The sequence below is a fragment of the Streptomyces tubbatahanensis genome, from assembly GCF_022699385.1.
GTDB classification, from domain to species: Bacteria; Actinomycetota; Actinomycetes; order Streptomycetales; family Streptomycetaceae; genus Streptomyces; species Streptomyces diacarni.
Genome location: NZ_CP093846.1, coordinates 863,178 through 882,769 on the forward strand (window position 1 = coordinate 863,178; position 19,592 = coordinate 882,769).

18 protein-coding genes are annotated in these 19,592 nt (G+C 74.1%); 8 read left to right on the forward strand and 10 right to left on the reverse strand.

Annotated elements, in window-relative coordinates; all coding sequences use genetic code 11:
* Positions 1 to 146 precede the first annotated feature (146 nt).
* The 4 genes from MMF93_RS03695 to MMF93_RS03710 all read left to right on the forward strand — a co-directional run bounded on the left by MMF93_RS03695 (position 147) and on the right by MMF93_RS03710 (position 5,452).
* Positions 147 to 1,730 carry an alkaline phosphatase D family protein gene (locus MMF93_RS03695; RefSeq protein ID WP_242749496.1) on the forward strand — a complete coding sequence of 528 codons (1,584 nt, stop codon included), beginning with the start codon at positions 147 to 149 and terminating at the stop codon, positions 1,728 to 1,730.
* A gap of 45 nt (positions 1,731 to 1,775) precedes the next feature.
* Positions 1,776 to 2,309, forward strand: coding sequence for a DUF1990 family protein (locus MMF93_RS03700; protein WP_242749498.1), 534 nt, complete (start codon positions 1,776 to 1,778; stop codon positions 2,307 to 2,309).
* Between the two features lie 93 nt (positions 2,310 to 2,402).
* The gene (locus MMF93_RS03705) at positions 2,403 to 3,641 is read left to right on the forward strand and encodes a GNAT family N-acetyltransferase (RefSeq protein WP_242749500.1); all 1,239 of its coding nucleotides are present in this window, start codon (positions 2,403 to 2,405) and stop codon (positions 3,639 to 3,641) included.
* Between the two features lie 98 nt (positions 3,642 to 3,739).
* Positions 3,740 to 5,452 (forward strand): DUF885 domain-containing protein, encoded by a 1,713-nt coding sequence (locus MMF93_RS03710; protein WP_242749502.1) that lies wholly within the window; start codon positions 3,740 to 3,742, stop codon positions 5,450 to 5,452.
* An 89-nt stretch (positions 5,453 to 5,541) separates the two neighbouring features.
* Here MMF93_RS03710 and MMF93_RS03715 read toward each other — a convergent pair whose 3' ends face one another.
* The 3 genes from MMF93_RS03715 to MMF93_RS03725 all read right to left on the reverse strand — a co-directional run bounded on the left by MMF93_RS03715 (position 5,542) and on the right by MMF93_RS03725 (position 11,154).
* Positions 5,542 to 9,087 carry an AAA family ATPase gene (locus tag MMF93_RS03715; RefSeq protein WP_242749504.1) on the reverse strand — a complete coding sequence of 1,182 codons (3,546 nt, stop codon included), beginning with the start codon at positions 9,085 to 9,087 and terminating at the stop codon, positions 5,542 to 5,544.
* Positions 9,084 to 10,328, reverse strand: a complete 1,245-nt coding sequence (locus MMF93_RS03720; RefSeq protein ID WP_242749506.1) for an exonuclease SbcCD subunit D — start codon at positions 10,326 to 10,328, stop codon at positions 9,084 to 9,086. The genes MMF93_RS03715 and MMF93_RS03720 overlap by 4 nt, the downstream gene beginning before the upstream one ends.
* A 178-nt stretch (positions 10,329 to 10,506) precedes the next feature.
* Positions 10,507 to 11,154 (reverse strand): YigZ family protein, encoded by a 648-nt coding sequence (locus tag MMF93_RS03725; RefSeq protein WP_242749508.1) that lies wholly within the window; start codon positions 11,152 to 11,154, stop codon positions 10,507 to 10,509.
* A gap of 172 nt (positions 11,155 to 11,326) precedes the next feature.
* On the opposite strand from MMF93_RS03725, the gene MMF93_RS03730 reads away from it, so the two are divergent.
* Positions 11,327 to 11,734, forward strand: a complete 408-nt coding sequence (locus tag MMF93_RS03730; protein ID WP_242749510.1) for a CoA-binding protein — start codon at positions 11,327 to 11,329, stop codon at positions 11,732 to 11,734.
* 25 nt (positions 11,735 to 11,759) lie between these two features.
* On the forward strand, positions 11,760 to 12,257 hold the full coding sequence (locus MMF93_RS03735; protein ID WP_242749512.1) for a GNAT family N-acetyltransferase: 498 nt from the start codon (positions 11,760 to 11,762) through the stop codon (positions 12,255 to 12,257).
* A gap of 80 nt (positions 12,258 to 12,337) precedes the next feature.
* Here the strand turns inward: MMF93_RS03735 and MMF93_RS03740 are convergent, their stop codons facing one another.
* Together MMF93_RS03740 and MMF93_RS03745 are read right to left on the reverse strand one after the other, a co-directional pair.
* The gene (locus tag MMF93_RS03740; RefSeq protein ID WP_242749514.1) at positions 12,338 to 12,898 is read right to left on the reverse strand and encodes a YbaK/EbsC family protein; all 561 of its coding nucleotides are present in this window, start codon (positions 12,896 to 12,898) and stop codon (positions 12,338 to 12,340) included.
* Positions 12,899 to 12,930: 32 nt separating this feature from the next.
* Complete coding sequence (locus MMF93_RS03745; protein ID WP_242749516.1) at positions 12,931 to 13,518, reverse strand: helix-turn-helix domain-containing protein; 588 nt, start codon at positions 13,516 to 13,518, stop codon at positions 12,931 to 12,933.
* Positions 13,519 to 13,607: 89 nt separating this feature from the next.
* Here MMF93_RS03745 and MMF93_RS03750 point away from each other — a divergent pair, with 89 nt between their 5' ends.
* Positions 13,608 to 14,480: a DMT family transporter gene (locus tag MMF93_RS03750; protein ID WP_242749518.1), complete on the forward strand. Its 873-nt coding sequence runs from the start codon at positions 13,608 to 13,610 to the stop codon at positions 14,478 to 14,480.
* 80 nt (positions 14,481 to 14,560) lie between these two features.
* On the opposite strand, the gene MMF93_RS03755 is transcribed toward MMF93_RS03750, so the two are convergent.
* The 4 genes from MMF93_RS03755 to MMF93_RS03770 form a co-directional block, all read right to left on the reverse strand.
* Positions 14,561 to 15,319, reverse strand: coding sequence for an acyltransferase (locus tag MMF93_RS03755; protein WP_242749520.1), 759 nt, complete (start codon positions 15,317 to 15,319; stop codon positions 14,561 to 14,563).
* Between the two features lie 70 nt (positions 15,320 to 15,389).
* Positions 15,390 to 15,938 (reverse strand): gamma carbonic anhydrase family protein, encoded by a 549-nt coding sequence (locus tag MMF93_RS03760; protein ID WP_242749522.1) that lies wholly within the window; start codon positions 15,936 to 15,938, stop codon positions 15,390 to 15,392.
* 70 nt (positions 15,939 to 16,008) lie between these two features.
* On the reverse strand, positions 16,009 to 16,773 hold the full coding sequence (locus MMF93_RS03765; protein ID WP_242749524.1) for a DedA family protein: 765 nt from the start codon (positions 16,771 to 16,773) through the stop codon (positions 16,009 to 16,011).
* A gap of 118 nt (positions 16,774 to 16,891) precedes the next feature.
* Positions 16,892 to 17,347, reverse strand: coding sequence for a DUF4442 domain-containing protein (locus MMF93_RS03770; RefSeq protein ID WP_242749526.1), 456 nt, complete (start codon positions 17,345 to 17,347; stop codon positions 16,892 to 16,894).
* Between the two features lie 136 nt (positions 17,348 to 17,483).
* Between MMF93_RS03770 and MMF93_RS03775 the strand changes: the two genes are divergently transcribed.
* Positions 17,484 to 18,641, forward strand: coding sequence for a DUF8017 domain-containing protein (locus MMF93_RS03775; RefSeq protein ID WP_242749528.1), 1,158 nt, complete (start codon positions 17,484 to 17,486; stop codon positions 18,639 to 18,641).
* Positions 18,642 to 18,749: 108 nt separating this feature from the next.
* Here the strand turns inward: MMF93_RS03775 and MMF93_RS03780 are convergent, their stop codons facing one another.
* Positions 18,750 to 19,541, reverse strand: a complete 792-nt coding sequence (locus MMF93_RS03780) for a spermidine synthase (RefSeq protein ID WP_423835574.1) — start codon at positions 19,539 to 19,541, stop codon at positions 18,750 to 18,752.
* Positions 19,542 to 19,592 lie beyond the last annotated feature (51 nt).

Genomic DNA, 19,592 nt, shown 5'->3' on the forward strand with positions numbered 1-19,592 from the left:
GGACGCCGGGTGCACGGCACCCGGGCGGGGTACAACCGGCACCGCACGCGCCGCCCGGACACCTGCTCCGGCGTATCCGACCGGCACGAGAGACCGACGAGGCGGCAGCGACCGTCAGACATCTCACCGCATCGAGGAGTCCGTCCATGGCACAGGCCGATCCGACCACCGGCAGATCCCACGGGCGCCGCGCGGTACTGCGCGGCACGGCAGCCGCGTCAGCCGCGCTCTCGCTCCCCCTGGTGGGCGCGGCGGCGCCCGCGCAGGCCCGGCGCGGCCGCCCGTCGGCCGACTGGGGCGTCCAGGCCGGGGACGTGACCTCCTCCTCCGGTCTCGTGTGGGTGCGCTCGGACCGCCGGGCACGCATGCTGGTGGAGACGTCGGCGACCGAGACGTTCCGCAACCCGCGGCGGTGGCACGGACCGCTCGTCGGCCCGGACACGGACTTCACAGGGCGTACGGCGCTCCACGGACTGCCGGCGGGAGAACAAATCCACTATCGGGTGACCCTGGCCGACCCGGACGATCCGCGGCGCACCGGCGAGCCGGTGTACGGCACCTTCCGCACCGCACCCCACCGCAGGCGGGACGTGCGGTTCCTGTGGTCGGGCGACCTGGCGGGACAGGGCTGGGGCATCAACCCCGACCGCGGCGGCTACCCCATCTTCGCCGAGATGCGCGCGCTGAACCCGGACTTCTTCCTCAACAGCGGCGACGCCATCTACGCCGACTCCCCCATCCAGGAGCGCGTCGAGCTGCCGGACGGCGGTGTGTGGCGGAACGTCACCACCGAGGAGAAGTCGAAGGTCGCCGAGACACTGGCGGAGTTCCGCGGCAACTTCCGCTACAACCTGCTGGACCGCAAGCTGCGCGACTTCAACGCGCAGGTGCCGTGGATCGTGCAGTGGGACGACCACGAGGTGCTCAACAACTGGTATCCGGGTGAGATCCTCGACGACGACCGGTACACGGTCAAGGACGTCTCGACACTGGCGGCCCGCTCCCTGCGGGCGTTCAGCGAGTACTTCCCCCTCGGCACCCTGCGGCCGGGGGACGAGGACGGGCGTGTCCACCGCGTCGTGCGGCACGGTCCGCTCCTCGACGTCTTCGTCCTCGACATGCGCGCCTACCGCAACGCCAACTCGCCGGGACGGCAGCCGGACGACGCGCAGGGCATCCTCGGCGAGCGGCAGCTGGAGTGGCTCAAGCGTGAGCTCTCGCGCTCCCACGCCACCTGGAAGGTGATCGCCTCGGACATGCCGCTGGGCCTCGTCGTCCCGGACGGCAAGACGGACTACGAGGCGGTCGCGCAGGGCGACCCGGGCGCCCCGCTGGGCCGCGAGCTGCAGATCGCCGAGCTGCTGCGGCACATCAAGCACCGCCGGATCACCGGCACGGTCTGGTTCACCACCGACGTGCACTACACGTGCGCCCAGCGGTACGACCCGGACAAGGCCGCCTTCAAGGACTTCGCGCCGTTCTGGGAGTTCGTGTCAGGGCCGATGAACGCGGGCGGCTTCGCCGCGCTCGAACTGGACGGCACCTTCGGCCCCGACCAGAAGTTCGTCAAGGCGCCGACACGGGCGAACACCCCGCCGACCGAGGGCGGGCAGTACTTCGGGCAGGTCGACATCGACGGCTCCACCGGCGAACTGACCGTGCGGCTGCGCGAGGAGGGCGGCGCCGTGCTGTTCACCAAGGTGCTCCAGCCGGGAAGGGTGGGGCAGTAGCCGCCAGGTCCCTCGGGGGACGCCCGGGTGCGGGAGACTGGGCACATGGGCGTCCCCTTCACCTACTCTCCCGTCGGCCGCACCGCACAGGGGGTGACTCCTCCCGGCTTCAACGGCCTGTGCGTGCGCACCCTGCTGGGCGCAGGCGAGCCCGTCTTCGCGGCGGCCTCGCGCGCCCTGCTGGAGTGGCGGATGCACCGTGCGATGGGGGTGCGCGTGCGGGCGGACGCCGAGCGGGCGGCGCCCGGGGTGGAGGTCACGGTCGGGCTGGGCGTGGGACGGCTGCGGGTGCGAGGACCCTGCCGGGTGGTGTGGGCGCTCGATGAGGAGCGCCGCGCCGGGTGGGCGTACGGCACCCTCCCCGGGCACCCCGAGTGCGGCGAGGAGGCGTTCTGGGTCGAGCACGCGGCGGACGGACGCGTCTGGCTGACCGTACGGGCCTACAGCAGGCCGGCGACCTGGTGGACGCGCGTGGGCGGGCCGCTGGTGCCGGTGCTCCAGCGGCTCTACGCGCACCACTGCGGGTGGGCCCTGCGGCGGCTGGCCCGGCAGGCGGCCACCACCGGTACGCGTACATGACGGGAAAAGGACGTTTACCGGTCGAGGGGTCCTGTTACGCACTCGTCACGCACCGTTCGTGGCCAGGCAACACCCGTCCGCAAGGGTGAACGCATGGCTGACTCCGCCGCGAAGAAGACCGGGGACGCGAAGAAGACCGGGCACAGGGCCGCCCCTCCGCGCCCCTGGCACCGCGCGCTGCGAGCCGCCCGCGCTGGGTGGCGGGCGTGGTGCGCCCCGGCGGCACCCGGGGTGCGCGACGAGGAGAGCGCGGGCGCGGCCGCCGCGCCAGAGCCGCGCCCCGCGCCGGACGGAACCAGGACGCTGTGGCGGGTGCGGGCCACCGTGCGCGAGGAACCGGGATCCCTGGCCCGGGTGTGCGCGGCGCTGGCGGCGGGAAGCGTGGACATCCTCGCGCTCCAGACCCACCCGTTGGGCGACCGCACGGTGGACGAGTTCCTGCTGCGGGCCCCCGCCTGCCTCCAGGCCCGGGACCTGACGGCAGCGCTGACCGAGGCGGGCGGCACCGAGGTGCACACCGAGCGAGCCGACGCGCACGAGCTGGTGGACACCCCCGCGCGCGTCCTCGGGCTGGCGACCCGCACCGCGCTCGACAGCGCCGAACTCCCGCTGTCACTGCGCCGGTTGCTGGGCCGCTGCCGTATCCGTTCTCTCCCCGGAGACACCCCGGCTCAGGGCACACTTGAGGGCACGTCACTACGCCTGCCCGACCCCGCCGGAGGAGAGATCGTCGTGGAACGCCCCCACGTGCCCTTCACCCCCACCGAGTACGCCCGGGCGCACGCGCTGGTGGAGTTCGACGCCTCCCTGGGTCGACGGACCCCGCTCCACACCGACGCGCTCGCCCTCCCCGAAGGCCTGTCCGTCACCGTCCGCCGCGCCGACGAGGGCGACCTGGAAGCGGCACTGGCGATGCACGCGCGCTGCTCGCACCAGACCCTCGGCCGCCGGTACCACGGGCCCGTGCGCGACGCCGACAGCTACCTGCGCCACCTGCTCTCGCCCCGGTTCGGGCGCACACTGGCCGTGGAGTCGGCCGCGGGCGAGCTGGTCGCGCTCGGCCATCTGCTGTGGGACGGCGACGAGACGGAGGCCGCGCTGCTGGTCGAGGACGCCTGGCAGCGCCGCGGCATCGGCTCCGCCCTCCTGCGCAGGCTCACGCAGCTGGCGCGCGAGGGAGGCTGCCAGAGCGTCTACGCCGTCACCCAGGCCTCCCACACCGGCATGGTCGCCACGATGCGCGGTCTGGGGCTGCCGCTCGACTACCAGGTCGAGGAGGGAACCGTGGTGGTGACCGCCGCGCTGGAGCCCACCGCCGTCGCGCCGCGCTGAGCGTCTCCGGGCGCCCGCCCGGCCTCCGCCCCGCGCGTTCGCGGCCCGCGTACCCGGGGAGCTGACGCGGTGGCCCCGCCCGTACGAGGATGGGCCCCATGTCCGATGCAAACGCCTCAGCGTCCGCCGCCCCCCTGCCGCGCCAGGTGGCCGACACCTACGTCGACGCGCTCGTCGACCTCGACCCGATCTCCGGTACCTACCTCGGGGTGCCGGACAGCCACGGAAAACTGCCCGACTTCTCCCCCGCAGGCCAGGAGGCCATGGCCGCCCTCTGCCGCGCCACGCTGGACGAGCTGGCCGCGGCCGAGGCCCGCCCCGGCGGGGACAGCGACGAGGAGCGGCGCTGCGCGCGGCTGCTGCGCGAACGCCTGACGGCCGAGCTGGCCGTCCACGAGGCAGGCGAGAGCCTGCGCGCGGTCAGCAACCTCAGCTCGCCCGTGCACTCGGTGCGCGGCATCTTCACCGTGATGCCGTCCGAGACAAAGGCGGACTGGCAGCAGGTCGCCGCGCGGATGCGGGCCATGCCCGTCGCGCTCGACGGCTACCGCGCCTCCCTCGCGGAAGGGCTCTCCCGGGGCCTGTTGGCCGGGCCGCGCCAGGTCTCCACCGTGCTGGGCCAGCTGACGGAGTGGCTCGGCGAGGCGGAAGGGGGCGACAAACGCGGCTGGTTCGCACAGTTCGCGGGCGAGGGGCCCGAGGCCCTGCGGGCCGAACTGGACGGCGCGGCGGCCGAGGCGACCCGCGCCATCCGCGAGCTGCGCGACTGGCTGCGCGACGTCTACCAGCCGGGTGTCGCGGGCGCCGAGGAGACCGTCGGCCGCGAGCGCTACGCGCTCTGGTCCCGCTACTGGAACGGCGCCGACCTCGACCTGGAGGAGGCCTACCGGTACGGCTGGCAGGAGTTCCACCGGCTGCTGGCCGAGATGCGCACCGAGGCGGAGAAGATCCTGCCAGGCGCGGAAACCCCCTGGGAGGCGCTGCGCCACCTGGACACCCACGGCGAGGCCGTCGACGGCGTCGACGAGGTCCGCGAGTGGCTGCAGGGGCTGATGGACCAGGCCATCTCGGAGCTGGACGGCACCCACTTCGAACTGTCCGAGAAGGTGCGCAGGGTCGAGTCGCGCATCGCCCCGCCCGGGAGCGCCGCCGCGCCCTACTACACCCAGCCCTCGCTGGACTTCTCCCGCCCGGGCCGTACCTGGCTGCCCACCATGGGCGAGACCAGGTTCCCGGTGTACGACCTGGTCACCACCTGGTACCACGAAGGCGTGCCGGGACACCATCTGCAGCTGGCACAGTGGACGTACGTCGCCGACAAGCTCTCCCGCTACCAGACGACCGTCGGCATGGTCAGCGCCAACGCCGAGGGCTGGGCCCTGTACGCGGAGCGGCTGATGGACGAGCTCGGGTTCCTGACCAACGCCGAGCAGCGGCTGGGCTACCTCGACGCCCAGATGATGCGGGCGACCCGAGTGATCGTCGACATCGGCATGCACCTGGAGCTGGAGATCCCGGCCGACTCGCCCTTCCACCCCGGCGAGCGGTGGACCCCCGCGCTCGCGCAGGAGTTCTTCGGCATGCACAGCGGCCGCCCCGCCGAGTTCGTGGAGAGCGAGCTGGTCCGCTACCTGGGCATGCCAGGACAGGCCATCGGCTACAAGCTGGGCGAACGCGCCTGGCTCCAGGGCAGGGCCGCGGCCCAGCGGGCGCACGGCGACGCCTTCGACGCCAAGTCCTGGCACATGGCCGCTCTCTCGCTGGGCTCCCTGGGCCTCGACGACCTGGTCGCGGAGCTGTCCGCGCTCTGAGCCTGGGGCGCAGAGCGGCCCACGGCCCGGTCGGGCCGTACTCATAGGGCCTGGGCGCCCCTTCCCGGCCTCAGCGGCGGGAAGGGGCGTCAGCCCGGGACGGGTGCCGTGTGGTGGCGCACGGCCGAACCCGCCCGGGACTTGACGACCTCCAGCTGGGCGGGGATGCGCTGCCGCAGGTCGGCGACGTGGCTGACGATGCCGACACAGCGGTCGCGTTCGCGCAGCGAGTCCAACACGTCCAGCACCTCGTCCAGCGTCTGCTCGTCCAGGCTGCCGAAACCCTCGTCGATGAAGAGCGTCTCCAGCCGGGAGCCGCCCGCCTCGTCGGTGACCACGTCGGCGAGGCCGAGGGCGAGCGCGAGCGACGCGAAGAACGTCTCCCCGCCGGAGAGGGTCGCGGTGTCGCGTTCGGCGCCCGTCCAGGCGTCCACCACGTGCAGCCCCAGCCCGGATCTGCCGCGCCCGCCGGTCCGCTCCCCCGAGTGCACCAGCGTGTAGCGGCCGTCCGACATCCGCTCGAGGCGGGCCGAGGCCGCCTCGGCGACCTGTTCGAGACGGGCGGCCAGCACGTACGACTCCAGCCGCATGCGCCGCTCGTTCTCGGCCGAGGTGCCCGCCGTCAGCCCCGCGAGCCGCGCGAGCCGGTCGTAGGCCGTGCGCAGCGGCGCGACCCGCCGGGCGGTCGCCACCGCGCGCCCGCCCAGCTCGTCCAGCGCCTCGACGCGGCCGGACGCCGCGTGGTGCGCGGCCTCGGCGGCGCGCAGCCCTTCTTCCGCCTCCTCGGCCGCCGCGCGGGCCCTCTCGGGTTCGGCCGGGGGCCTGGCCGCCGCCGCGACGAGCACCGGATCGGCCAGTTCCTCGCGCACGGCTGCCTCCTCGACCCGCCTGCGCTCCAGCCGCTCCCGCAGTCCGCGCTGCTCGGAGGCGGGCAGTACGGCCCGCGCCGCGTCGCCCGCGGTGGCGAAGCCGGCCTGGCGGGCGGCCTCGGCCAGGTGTGCGCGGGCCTCGGCCAGGCGCGTGGCGGCGCCCTCCGCGGTCTGAGCCGCCTGGGCGGCCCCGGACAGCAGCGCGGCCCGGCGCTCCAGCTGCGCGTAGCGCGCCGCCACGCTGGGAGCCTCACCCCGTGCCCGGTCCAGCCGCTCGATGAGGGAGGCGCGTTCGCGCTGGAGCGCGTCCCGGGTGGAGACGCGGCCCGCGGCGCGGCGCTCACCGTCCTGACGTGCGACGCTGCGCTCCTGGAACTCCCGCTCCGCGGCGGCCAACGCCTCGCGCGCCTGGTGCGCTGTACCTGCCTGCGCGTGCGCACGAGCGTGCGCGCTCTCCAACTCCGCGACCACGCCCGCCAGTGCCTCGACGCTGGGGGCGTCGAGGCTTGGGGCGTCGCTGCCGGGGACGTCGGTACTGGAGGCGTCGCTACCAGGGGCGTCGGTGCTCGCGACCGTGGCGCCCGGGGCGGTGGTGCGCCCCGGCCCCGCGCTCGTCGCGTCGCCACCTACCGGGCCGGCACTCGCCATGCCGACGCCCCCCGGGCCGGCGTTCGCCGGGGCGGCACCCTCAGGGCCGGCGGTCACCGCGTCGGCGCGCAGTGCACCGGCGCTCTGCGATGCGGCCTCCTCCCTCGCCGGAGCTCCGTCACCGTGTGCGCCGGAGTGAGCCGGCGGGGCAGGGGCCGCGGCGGCTTCGGTCGCCGCGGTGGTGTGGCTGTCGCGGAGGGCCGCGAGCCGCTGGCGGGCCGATTCGCGCGCCTCCCCCGCACGCTGGGAGGCGGCGAGCGCCTCTTCCTCGGAGGCGCGGTCCACGTGGTCCGCCGCCTCGCGGGCGGGCGCTGGGTGCTCGGGAGAACCGCACACCGCGCAGGGCTCGCCTGCCGCCAGGTTCGCGGCGAGCTCCGCCGCGATACCGCGCAGCCGGCGTTCCCGAAGTGCCAGCCAGCGCTCCTTGGCTTCGGCGGCCTGTTCGCGGGCGCGCTGGAGAGCCTCCACGGCCGTCTCGATCTCCGCGGCGAACGCGTCGCGGCGGCGGGCCGCTTTCAGGCGGGCACGCGCGGGGTGGAGCAGAGCCGCGAGGCGTTCGGCACGGGTGGCCGCCTCCTGGGCGTCGTCCGCACGGCGTTGGAGGGCGTGCCGGCGCTCCTCCCAGCCCGCCAGCCACTCCTCCGCCTCACCGAGCAGTTCCTCGTCGGCGCGGGACTCCGCGTCGAGCCTGCGCACCTCGGCTTCGATACCGGCGACCCGCGGTTCCTCCTCGCGGGCGGCACCGAGCGCGCCGAGTTCCTGGCCGGTCTCCCGCTCCAGCGCGCTCAGCCGCTCGCAGGGCGCGTCGGCCAGGGTCTCGGGGAGCAGGGACCGCGCGTTCCGTTCGGCCGCCTCGGCGCGGGCGTGTTCGTCACGCGCGGTGTCGTGGAGGCGGAGGGCGGGCGCGACCGCCTCGGCCGCGTAGGCGCTCTCCAGCCGCTGCCGCAGCGCGTCGTGCTCGGCGCCCGCCGCGGCCAGCTCGTCGGCGCGCTGCCGGGCACGGGCGAACCTGTCCTGGGCGCGGGCGAGCTCGCGGGTCTCTTCCCACCGCTGCAGGGCGGTGCTGTGCCGCTCGCGGGCCGTCTCGGCGGCGAGGGCCGCCGAGGTGAGGCGTTCCCTGGCGTGGCAGCGGGCCTGCGCCGCCCAGGCCAGGACCGCGTCGGCGAGCCCCGCGTCGCCGGGCGCGAACGCCGGGCGCTCGGCGGGCTCGGCTCCGCCGAGGGGCGTCCTCGCCCCGCGTCCTGCGGTCTTCGCGCCCCGCCCGGTGGACTTCGCGCCACGTGCGGCCTTGGCGCCGGCGGGGGTACGGCCGACGCCTGGGGACCGGGACGCGAGGGCAGCCGTACCGGCTCGCTGGCCGGGCAGGGCCTCGCTGCCGTGCACGGAGACGGGACCGGCGGGGGCTGCCGTGGCGCCGGGCCCCTCGCTCAGCTCCGCAGGGTCGCCGACGGCCTGCCGCATGCGGTGGGCGAGGGCGAGCAGTTCCTCGTCGGCCGTGACGACGTCGTGCTGTGCGGCCTTGCGGCGTTGGGCCAGCTGCTCCTCGACGGCGGCGAAGCGGCCGGTGTCGAAGAGGCGTCCCAGCAGCTTGGCCCGGTCCTCGGCGCCCGCACGCAGGAACCGCGCGAAGTCGCCCTGCGGCAGCAGGACGACCTGGCAGAACTGGTCCTTGCTCATACCGAGCGCCTGGCCGATCTCCTCACCGATCTCCTGGTGGGAGCGGCTGAGACCCCGCCACCGCGCCGTGTCCGTGTCCCAGGCGCGCAGCTCGGAGCGGGCACGCTCGCGCGTGAGCCCGCTGCCCCGGGCCTTGGGGCGCAGCTGTTCCGGCGCGCGGGTGATCTCCAGGCGGCGCCCCGCGACGGTCAGTTCGAGTACGACCTCGGTGAGGGTGTGGCGTGGAGCGTGGTCACTGCGCAGGGTGCCGCCCGGCTGCTGCCGGGCGCCGGGAACGCTGCCGTAGAGGGCGAAGCAGACGGCGTCCAGCACGGAGGTCTTGCCCGCGCCGGTGGCGCCGTGCAGCAGGAAGAGACCGGCGGCGGAGAGTGCGTCGAAGTCGACGGTGTGGGTGCCGCCGAACGGGCCGAAGGCCGTGAGAGTGAGCCGGTGCAGCCTCATCGGGCCTCCTCGGCGCCGGTGCGGTGGCCGAAGGCGGCGGACCGCGCCGCGGGGGCCGTCCGAGAGGGGGCCGCCGGCTCGTCCTGTTCGCTCTCGGCCACGCGGACGGCCTCCAGCGCCTGGCCCAGCATCGCGCGCTCCTCGGGCGCCGCGGCACGGCCGGGGCGTACGTGGCCGACGAAGTCCTCGGCGATCTGCCGGTCGGTGCGGCCCTTGAGGCGTACGGCGTAGGAGCGTGTGTCGTCGGCCTCTTCCCGCTCGGGCGCGAAGACCAGGCTGACGGTGTGCGGGAAGCGCTCGGCCAGGCGTGCCATCGGTTCGTGCGGGCGGGCGGCGTCGGTGAGCGTGGCCTCCACCCAGGAGTCGGTGTGCCGTTCGTGTGCCGGGTCCTCCAGCAGCTCCTGCAGGCTGCCGCGCAGCCGGGCGAGGGGGCGCGGCACGGGGCAGTACAGCCGCTCGGCCGTCACCTCGCCGCCCGGCCCCAGGTCGATGAGCCACATGGATTTGGGGTGTCCGGCCTCGGAGAAGGAGTAGGCGATCGGCGTGCCGCAGTAGCGCACCCGTTCGGTGAGGGTCTGGCAGTTGTGCAGGTGGCCGAGTGCCACGTAATCGACCCCGTCGAAGACGGAGGCGGGCACGGATGCGACACCGCCGACCGTGATGTCCCGCTCGCTGTCGCTGACTTCGCCGCCGGTCACGAAGGCGTGCGCCAGGACCACCGAGCGGGTCCCCGGGGGCCTGGTGGCCAGGTCGGCCCGCACCCGGTCCATGGCGGCGCCGAGCACGGCGGTGTGGCCGCCCGCCCCGGCGCCGAGCGCGTGCCGCACCAGGGAGGGTTCGAGGTAGGGCACGCCGTAGACGGCGACCTCACCATGCCCCGCACCGTCCGGCAGCAGGACCGGGACGCCGCACTCCTCCGGATCCGTGCGCAGGTGCACACCGGCGCGGCCCATCAGCTTCGAGCCGACCCCCAGGCGCCGGGCCGAGTCGTGGTTGCCCGAGATCATCACGGTGGCGATGCCGCGTTCGGCGAGGCGGTGCAGGGCGTGGTCGAACATCTCGACGGCGGCCAGCGAGGGCACGGCGCGGTCGTAGATGTCGCCGGCGACGAGGACGGCGTCCACCGCGCGCTCCTGGGCGGTGGCGACCAGATGGTCGAGAAAGGCGCGCTGGGCGTCGAGGAGGCTCGCGCGGTGGAAGCTCCGGCCCAGGTGCCAGTCCGAGGTGTGCAGCAGACGCATGGTCAACGACCTTAGGACCCGCCACTGACAACGCGCGCCGCCACCCCGCGCACGGACCGCGTGGCGCGCGTCCGCGGGCATGGGTCACAAGCCCAACGCGCCGTGGGTCGTGCGCCCTCGATCACGCGCCCCGGGCCATACGCCCGGCGCACGCGCCGCGGCGCGTGCGCCGGGCGGCTCATACCGTGCCGAACGCCTCGCCGCCCAGCTGGACCCCGGCGCTCCCCGCGGTGGCGTCGGCGAGCCAGCCGCGGAAGGCGTCGACCTCGCGCTCGGGCAGCCCGAGCTCGATGGTGACCTCGGCGCCGTACCGCACGTCGCGCACCTGGCGCCCGGTGGCGCGCAGGTCGTTCTCGAGCCGGCCCGCCCGCTCGTGTCCCACGGTGACGGTCACCAGCCGGAAGCGGCGCCGGGTGACCGTGCCCACGGCGTCCAGGGCCTCGCCCACGGCGCCGCCGTAGGCGCGGATCAGACCGCCGGCGCCGAGCTTGACGCCTCCGAAGTAGCGGGTGACGACGGCGGCCGCGTAGCGGACCTCCCGGCGCAGCAGCATCTGGAGCATGGGCACGCCCGCGGTGCCGCCCGGCTCGCCGTCGTCGTTCGCCTTCTGGATGCCCGCGTCGGCGCCGATGACGTAGGCGGAGCAGTTGTGGTTGGCTCCGGGGTGCTCCTTGCGGACGCGGGCGATGAACTCCTGCGCCTCGCTCTCGGTGGCGGCGGGCGCGAGGGCGCACAGGAAGCGGGAGCGGTTGACCTCGGTCTCGTGCACGCCCTCGGCGGCGACGGTCACGTACTCCTCGGGCCCGGCGGGCTGCTCCTGCTGCATACGGGCAGCCTATGGCCCGCCGGACGGGAATCCGCGCGGGGCTGCCGCCGTTGCCACGGGCAGCGCACCCGAGGCGGCACCCGACGAGCCCGATCCGCACGATGAGTTCACAGAACCCGATGAACCCGACGAACCCAATGAAGCCGATGAAGCCGACGAAGGGGACGAGAACATGTACGGCGATTCCGCGACGGTACGGAGCATCCTGGCGGAGCTGGGCGACACCTGGGCGGTGGTGGGCCTGTCGGGCAACACCGCACGGCCCGCCCACGGGGTGGCCGAGGTGCTACAGCGCTACGGCAAGCGGATCGTGCCCGTCCATCCGAAGGCGGAGACGGTGCACGGAGAGCGGGGTTACACCAGTCTGAGCGAGGTCCCCTTCCCCGTGGACGTGGTCGATGTCTTCGTGAACTCCCGACAGGCCGGGCAGGTGGCCGACGAGGCGGTGGCGATCGGCGCCCAGGCGGTCTGGTTCCAGCTCGGCGTGGTGGACGAGGCGGCCTACGAGCGCACCCGGGCGGCGGGGCTGCGGATGGTGATGGACCGCTGTCCGGCGATCGAGATCCCCCGGCTCGGCTGACCGGGCGTGTGCTGGAATCCCCGGCATGATCACCACACGCAGGGCGGTACCGGACGACGCGAGGGAGATCGTGCGGCTGCGCCGCCTGATGTTCGCCGAGATGCACGGCAAGGACGAGCCTGGCCCCTGGGAGGAGGAGGCCGTGCGGGTGGCACGGCGGCAGCTCGCCCAGGAGCCTTCCCCGCTGCTGGCGTTCGTGGTGGACGGCGACACCTCCGGTGAGCCCGCCCACCTGGCGGCGTGCGCGGTGGGCCGGGTCGAGGAGCGGCTGCCCGCTCCGGTGAGCCCGCTGGGGCTGTTCGGCTTCGTCTTCAACGTGTGCACGGACGCGCGTTACCGCGGGCGCGGCTGTGCGCGGGCGACGACGGAGGCGATGCTGGCGGAGTTCGCCCGCCGCGGGGTGACCCGTGTGGACCTGCACGCGTCGCCGGACGCCGAACGGCTCTACCGGTCCCTGGGCTTCGCCGAGCACTCGGTTCCGCTCTCGCTGGACGTGAGCACGCGCCACGCGGCCGAGGACTGATCCGCCGAACACGAGACCGGGGCCTGACCCGGGCACACGCGCGGGCCGCAGCCCCGGGCACACGCGCGGGCCGCAAGGTCTCAGCCGCGCTGCCCCAGCCCCTCGACGACCTCGGCGCCGGGCAGGGCGGCCAGCGCCTTGCCCGGCACGATCAGCTTGCCCCTGCGGCTGCCGCTGCCGATCAGCACCCAGGGCAGCGCGGCGACCTCGGCGTCCACCAGGAGCGGCCAGTCGGCGGGCAGCCCGATGGGGGTGATGCCGCCGTACTCCATGCCCGTCTCGCCGACGGCACTCTCGTGCGGCGCGAAGGACACCTTGCGGGCGCCGAGGCCACGCCGGGCCGCGCCGTTGACGTCCACGCGGGCCGAGGAGCCGACGAGGCAGGCGGCGAGGGCCCGTTCGCCGCCGCGCTTGGCCGCCACGACGACGCAGTTGGCCGAGGTCCCCAGGAGGTCTTTCCCGTACGCCTCGACGAACACGGCGGTGTCGGCCTTGGCCGGATCGGTGTCCACGTACAGCAGTTGGTCGGCGGGGACGGGCCCCGACCAGCCGCGGACGGCCGCGGCCACGGGCGCGGTCAGCCGGTCCAGTGCGTCGGGGGCGGGCACTGCGTTGTCGAAGTCTCCGATGGGGGCTCGCATGGCAGGCACCCTAGCGAGCGCGGGGCGGGGTGTCAGCGCGGTTCGGGCACGGAGACGGCCATCGTCATCTCCACGGGTTCGGTGCCGTCGTTGCGGTAGCCGTGCGGGACGTGGGACTCGAAGCAGGCGGAGGTCCCGGTGGGCAGCGCGTGCCCGGTGCCGTCCACGTCGAGGGTGAGGGTCCCGGCGGTGACGTGGACGAGTTCGGTGGTGCCGTGCGGGTGCGGGTCGGAGGTGCTGGCGTCGCCTGGCATCAGTCTCCAGTGCCACAGCTCCAGCGGCCCCGGCGCCTCGGTGCCCGCCAGCAGGGTGCTGTGACTGCCGGTGTCGGTGGTCCACAGGCGGATGGCCTGCTCGGGCGGTACGAGCCGGACCTGCGGTTCCTGGTCGGAGTCCAGCAGCGAGGTGATGCTCACGCCGAGGGCGTCACCGATCTTGACGACGGTGCCGACGCTCGGGTTGGTGCGCGCCTGTTCGATCTGGATGAGCATGCCGCGGCTGACGCCGGCGCGTGCGGCGAGGGCGTCGAGAGTGAAACCGCGCTCGGTCCGCAGGCTCTTCAGGTTGCGGGCGAGGGCTTGCGTGAGCTGGTCGAGGTCCGTCACGGCGTTCCGCACCATCCAAAATAATCAATGACAGAGTGCACTGTGTTGAACTACGGTGTGCTGGACTTGAGTGTTCACCACAGTGTACTGCGAGGGATTCCGCCATGACCGCTGTCTTCGCCCTGGCCACCAGCCTGCTGTTGGGGCTGGCCGACTTCGGCGGAGGCCTGCTCAGCAAGCGGCTGCGCGAGCTGACGGTGGTCGTCGTCTCGCAGGGGGCCGCCTGCGCGGTGCTCGCGGTCGTCGTGCTGGCCACGGGCGCCTGGAGCGAGCTGGACGCGCGGCTGCTGTGGTGCGCGGTGGCGGCGGGAGCCATCGGACCCGCCGCGATGCTGTGCTTCTACCGCGCCCTGGCCATCGGCCCGATGGGCGTGGTCTCCCCCGTCGCCACCCTGGGCAGCGTGGCGGTCCCGGTGGCGGTCGGCATGGTGCTGCACGGCGAGCGTCCCGGCCTGGTGCAGGCGATCGGGACCCTCATAGCCGTCGCCGGCGTGGTGCTGGCGGGTGGTGTGGGCGGCGGCGGAGCACCCGTCCAGCAGCGGACGATCCTGCTGGCCCTGGTCGCCGCCTTCGGCTTCGGCGCGACGATGAGCCTGGTCGCCGAGGCCTCGCCGACCGTCACCGGGCTCTTCCTGACGCTGTTCGTCCAGCGGTTCGTGAACGTGGTCGTGGGCGGCGGAGTCCTCTACGCCTCGGTGCGGAAGGGCACCCCCGCGCTGCCGGAGACCGGCATACGGGCGGTGTGGACAGCACTGCCCGCGCTGGCCTTCGTCGGGCTCGCGGACGTCGCCGCCAACGGCACCTACGCGGTCGCCGCCCAGCACGGACCCGTCACCGTCGCCGCCGTGCTGGCCTCGCTCTACCCGGTGGTCACCGCGCTGGCGGCACGGGGCGTGCTCCAGGAGAGACTGCGCGCCGCACAGACCGCGGGCGCCGGGCTGGCGCTGCTGGGCACCGTGCTGCTCGCCTCCGGCTGACGGGGCCCACCGCCTGGCCCCTCCCCAGTCCCCGCCCCCGGACTGCTCGGGCTCAGCTCCCGTCCCCGAGCTGCCCGGGCTCAGCTCCCGTCCCCGAGCTGCCCGGGCTCAGCTCCCGTCCCCCGCTGCTCCGGCAGATCGGCCAGCGCCGCCAACTGCTCCGGGGTGACGCCCTCGGGGACGGGCACAGGCGGCGGAGTGCGCAGCGGCGGCTGCCAGCCCGCCTCCGGGTCCAGCCGGCGCACCACCTTCGCGGGGGCACCGGCCACCACGGCGTGGTCGGGCACCTCGCCCCGTACGACGGCGCCCGCCGCCACCACGACGTTCCGTCCCAGCGAGGCGCCGGGCAGGATGACGGCCCCGGCACCGATCCAGCTGCCGGAACCGATCTCCACCGGAGCCGTGCGCGGCCACTGCTTGCCGACGGGGCGTGCCGGGTCGTCGTAGGAGTGGTTCGTGGAGGTGATGTAGACGTACGGACCGCAGAACACGTCGTCCCCCACGCGCACGCGGGTGTCCGCGATGATGTGGCTGCCCCTGCCCAGGACCACGCCGTTGCCGAGTCGCAGCACGGTGTCGGGCCCGAGGTCGAGGTCCGGCATCATCCCGGCGGTCAGGGTCACGTCCCGGCCGACGACGCAGTGGTCGCCCAGCTCGATCCACGGCGTGCCGAAGAGAGTGCCCTGGGGGAAGGCGAGCCGGGTGCCTGACCCGATCCGGCGGAACGCGTAGGGGCCGGGGCGCCGGGCCGTGACGGCTCCGGCCTCCTGGACGCGCCGCCAGACCCCGTGCAGCGCACGGGAGGTGAGGAACGAGAACGTGTTCTGGATCGAGGGCACGCCGTCACGGTAGCGCCCGCGCGGGCGGCCGCCGCCGGTGAGGTTCCTCACGGGTAACTCCGGGCGCGGCTCAGGCGCCGGCGGGGCCCTCGTCGAGGGTGGCCTCGCGGTGCTGCTTGGCGAGCTCGACGTAGGCGGCCGCGTTGAACCTGATGCCCTCGCGCTCCTCGTCGGTCAGTTCCCTGCGCACCTTGCCCGGCACGCCCGCTACCAGGGACCCTGCCGGGACGACCATGCCCTGCGGCACCAGGGTCTGGGCGGCGACGAGGGAGCCGGCCTCGATCCGGGCGCCGTTGAGGACGGTGGCGCCCATGCCGATGAGCACGTCGTCCTCGATGGCGCAGCCGTGCAGCACGGCGTTGTGCCCGACGGTGACGCCCGTACCGATGGTGACGGGGAAGCCGGGGTCGCCGTGGACGGTGCAGTTGTCCTGCACGTTGCTGCCCTCGCCCAGCACGATCGGCCCCGCGTCGGCGCGCAGCACGGCTCCGTACCAGACGCTCGATCCGGCGGCCATGGTGACCTCACCGGCGACCACGGAGGTGGGCGCCTGGAACGCGTCGGCGTCCAGTTCGGGCGTGTGCCCTGCGACGTTCACTGTCAGCCCTCGCTCTGCCACACCGCTCTCCGCTCCGCGTCCTGTTCCACTCGCTGCCGCCGCGCCCTGCCGACGCTCACGCGTCCGGGCCTCAGTCCCCGGCCGGAGCCGGAGCGGGGGCTGACTTTCCGGCCGCGTCCGCGGCGGGCCCGCCGCCTGCGCCACTGGTGGCCCCGTCCGCCTCCGTGACCCCGTCCGCGGCGGCCGGGCCGCCGCCCTGCGAGGTGTCGGCCGGGTCTTCCTCCGTCGAGACGGCCATCTTCGCCGAGCGGCGCTTGACGATGACCATGGAGGCGACGCCGATGAGCACGGCAGCCACCAGCCCCAGCCACGAGAAGCGCTTGAGCCACGCCTCGGCGACGATACCGACGTAGTAGATGACGGCCGTGGTGCCGCCCGCCCACACCGCACCGCCCAGCACGTTGGCCGTCAGGAACTTCCAGTACGGCATCTTCAGCACGCCCGACAAGGGCCCGGCGAAGATGCGCAGCAGCGCGATGAAGCGGCCGAAGAAGACCGCCCACATGCCCCAGCGCTGGAAGGACCGCTCGGCGGTGGCCACGTGGGCGGGCCCGAAGTGCTTGGGGAACTTGCGGCCCAGCCACTCCAGCAGCGGCTTGCCGCCCTTGCGGCCGATGGCGTAGCCGATCGAGTCACCGACGATGGCGCCCGCGGTCGCGCTCACACCCAGGACGACCGGGTCGATGTGCCCCTGCTGCGAGGCCAGCAGCGCGGAGCTGACCAGGACGATTTCGCCGGGGAGCGGGATTCCCAGGCTCTCCAGGCCGATGACGACCCCCACCAGGAGGTACACGCTGACGGCCGGGATGTGCTCCAGCCACTCCTGGATGTGCAACTACGGCTTCCTTCCACGGCATTCGGGCTCGAGTTCGGAAGCCTACTCGACGTGCGGCGGGCGTGCGCCGACGGGATCGCGCCGAGCTGCGCACTCTCCTGACGGGGGCCGCGGCGGGTCAGTCGTTCGGCCGCAGCGTCCACACGATGGTCATCTCGCTGGTGACGGCGCCGTCGGCCCGCGTGAGGGCGACCTTCACCGGGAACTCGGGGCGCTCACCGCGGTCCAGCTCGGCGACCACGTCGGCGGCCGGGCGGCCGAGCTCGGCGGTGGCGGTGAGGACGCCCTTGGCGAGCTTCTTGAAGTCCATCTCGACGTGCACCGGCAGCGGCACCGCCCGGGAGAGCTGGTCCGCGAAGGCGGCGAGGGTCACCGCGCCGCTCGCCGACTCGGCGAGGGTGAACATCGCCCCCGCGTGCGGGCCGCCCACGTGGTTGTGGAACTCGCTCTGGTCGGGCAGCGAGACGACGACGCGTTCGGGCGAGGTCTCGAGGTACTCCAGCTTCAGGGTGCGGGCCATCGGCACGGATGCCGTCATCAATGCGCCTATGTCCGGCTGGGGCTCTGTCGTCATGCCCGCACGTTACCACCGAGTAACCGTCGTGCGGTGCCGTCGCCTGTCGCGCTCCGGCCCCCGTCGTGTAGCGGGTCGGTACCGATCCGAGGGCGACCGTGGCCGGGGCGGTTGTCGCACCATAGGCTTGTCGGCCATGTGGCCAGGACAGCAGCAGCCCGGGGGCGAGCAGAACCCGGGGGAGTCGAACCCGTACCAGCAGCCGGGTTATCAACAGCCGAACCCCTACCAGCAGCCCGGGTACGGGCAGCAGCCGTCGGGCCAACCCGGCTACGGACAACAGCCGGCAGGTCAGCCCGGCTACGGACAACAGCCGGCAGGTCAGCCCGGCTACGGACAACAGCCCGCGGAGCAGCCGGGCTACGGGCAGCACGGCCAGCCGGGGCAGCCCCCGTACCCGTACGGCCAGCAGCCCGGCGCGGCCGGTTCAGGACAGTGGGGTCCGGCCGGCGTCCCGGGAGCCCCCCAGGCACCCAAGGGCGGCGGAGGCGGTGACCGGAAGAAGACGGTCATCATCTCGGCCGTCGTCGCGGTGGCGGTCGCCGCGGCCGCGGTGACGGGCTTCATGGTCTTCGGCGGGGACGACGACGGCAAGAAGGACGAGGCCGACAAGTCCGCCTCCCCCACCGCCGAGAAGCCGAAGAAGACCGAGAAGGCCGACCCCGGCGGTGGCGGTGGCGGCGAGGACGACGCGAAGGACCCCTCCGAGCCCGTCGTCGCCGGCTGGCAGACCGTCATCAACCCCAAGTGGTACTCCGCCTTCGACGTCCCCGACACCGACGACTGGACCGTCGAGAGCCAGGGCACCATCACCGGCTTCGAGGACGACAAGGGCAAGGTCCTGGTCGCCATGTCGGCGCCCGCCTACTACAAGGACAACTGGTGCAAGGAGTCCAGCCGCGCGGCCGTGGGCACCAAGGGCGGGCAGGGCTCGAAGAACACCAAGGAGGCCGCGAAGATCGCCGCGGGCAACTTCGTGATCGCGGGCTACGACCAGAAGCAGAAGGGCACCCTCAAGGTCTCCAAGCCCAAGGCGTTCGAGAACGAGCACGGCATCAAGGGCCACACCGCCACCGCGACCGTCACAGGAGCGCCCAAGGAGGACAAGTGCTCCACGAGCGCGGGCAAGGCCGTCACGGTCTCCTGGATCAACACCAACGGTGACCTGGCCATCTTCGTCCTCTACACCGACGCGGGCGTCAAGGACGAGCTCTCGGAGGCCACCATCAAGAAGATCACCGGCAGCCTCCGCAACTACGAGGCGCCCGGCGGCGGCGCGGAGCCGCGCGGCTGACCCGCTCCGCCCTGCGGAGCCTCTCGTTTGGATCTTGCTGGGCTCGCGGGCCCGAACGGAAGATCCTCGGCGCCGCCGCGGCGTCCAGGCCCGCCCGGGACGGCGCCCTCAGCCGATGCTGAAGGCGCCGTTCGGCGGCTCGGGGGAGGGCACGGCGTCGCCGTCCTCGACGGGGCGCGCGCCCTCGGTGAGCGGCCGCAGCGCCGTCCCGTGCAGCACCCGCGCGGGAAAGGGGTCGCCCGCGCAGCGCCGGGCCAGCTCCTCGCAGGGCTGCTCGTGATGCGAGGCGAGCAGCACGACGTTGCCGAACCGGCGCCCGCGCAGCACCGAGGGTTCCGCGATGATGGCCAGCCAGGAGAAGACGGCCGCGAAGGTCGCCAGCTGGGAGCCCAGGAAGCGGAACGGCGCCGCGTCGGCGAGGTTGGCCACGTAGCTGCCGCCGGGGCGCAGTACCCGCTCGGCCTGCCGGGCGTAGGAGAGGGTGGTCAGGTGGGCCGGCATCGTCGACCCTCCGTAGACGTCGGAGATCACCACGTCGGCGTCGGCGTCGGGGGCGTCTTCGAGCATCGCCCGTCCGTCGGCGGTTTCCACGCGGACGTCCGCGTCGGCGGCCAGCGGCAGGTGCGCGGCGACGAAGGCGGCCAGCTCCGCGTCCGGTTCGGCGACCCGCTGCCGGGATCCCGGCCGGGTCGCGGCCAGGTAGCGGGGCAGCGTGAGGGCGCCGCCGCCGAGGTGCAGCACGTCCAGCGGTCCGGCGGGATCAGCCGCCAGGTCGAGCAGGTGGCCGACGCGGCGCGCGTACTCGAACTCCAGGTGCTCGGGGGCGTCGAGGTCCACGTAGGACTGCGGGGCACCGTCCACGGTCAGCAGCCAGCCCCCGGGCCGGTCGATGTCCGGCATCAGCTTGGCCGCGCCTGAGGGGACGGTCCGGGTGCGGGGTACGCGTTCGTC

Bases quoted from the DNA above. Each gene is read 5' to 3' on its own strand.
- MMF93_RS03750 (WP_242749518.1), top strand. From the start codon at position 13,608: ATGACCGCTGTCTTCGCCCTGGCCACCAGCCTGCTGTTGGGGCTGGCC.
- MMF93_RS03715 (WP_242749504.1), bottom strand. From the start codon at position 9,087: ATGAGGCTGCACCGGCTCACTCTCACGGCCTTCGGCCCGTTCGGCGGC.
- MMF93_RS03725 (WP_242749508.1), bottom strand. From the start codon at position 11,154: ATGCAGCAGGAGCAGCCCGCCGGGCCCGAGGAGTACGTGACCGTCGCC.
- MMF93_RS03770 (WP_242749526.1), bottom strand. From the start codon at position 17,347: ATGACGACAGAGCCCCAGCCGGACATAGGCGCATTGATGACGGCATCC.
- MMF93_RS03705 (WP_242749500.1), top strand. From the start codon at position 2,403: ATGGCTGACTCCGCCGCGAAGAAGACCGGGGACGCGAAGAAGACCGGG.
- MMF93_RS03700 (WP_242749498.1), top strand. From the start codon at position 1,776: ATGGGCGTCCCCTTCACCTACTCTCCCGTCGGCCGCACCGCACAGGGG.
- MMF93_RS03695 (WP_242749496.1), top strand. From the start codon at position 147: ATGGCACAGGCCGATCCGACCACCGGCAGATCCCACGGGCGCCGCGCG.
- MMF93_RS03720 (WP_242749506.1), bottom strand. From the start codon at position 10,328: ATGCGTCTGCTGCACACCTCGGACTGGCACCTGGGCCGGAGCTTCCAC.
- MMF93_RS03740 (WP_242749514.1), bottom strand. From the start codon at position 12,898: ATGCGAGCCCCCATCGGAGACTTCGACAACGCAGTGCCCGCCCCCGAC.
- MMF93_RS03735 (WP_242749512.1), top strand. From the start codon at position 11,760: ATGATCACCACACGCAGGGCGGTACCGGACGACGCGAGGGAGATCGTG.
- MMF93_RS03710 (WP_242749502.1), top strand. From the start codon at position 3,740: ATGTCCGATGCAAACGCCTCAGCGTCCGCCGCCCCCCTGCCGCGCCAG.
- MMF93_RS03780 (WP_423835574.1), bottom strand. From the start codon at position 19,541: ATGCCGGACATCGACCGGCCCGGGGGCTGGCTGCTGACCGTGGACGGT.
- MMF93_RS03730 (WP_242749510.1), top strand. From the start codon at position 11,327: ATGTACGGCGATTCCGCGACGGTACGGAGCATCCTGGCGGAGCTGGGC.
- MMF93_RS03775 (WP_242749528.1), top strand. From the start codon at position 17,484: ATGTGGCCAGGACAGCAGCAGCCCGGGGGCGAGCAGAACCCGGGGGAG.
- MMF93_RS03745 (WP_242749516.1), bottom strand. From the start codon at position 13,518: ATGGTGCGGAACGCCGTGACGGACCTCGACCAGCTCACGCAAGCCCTC.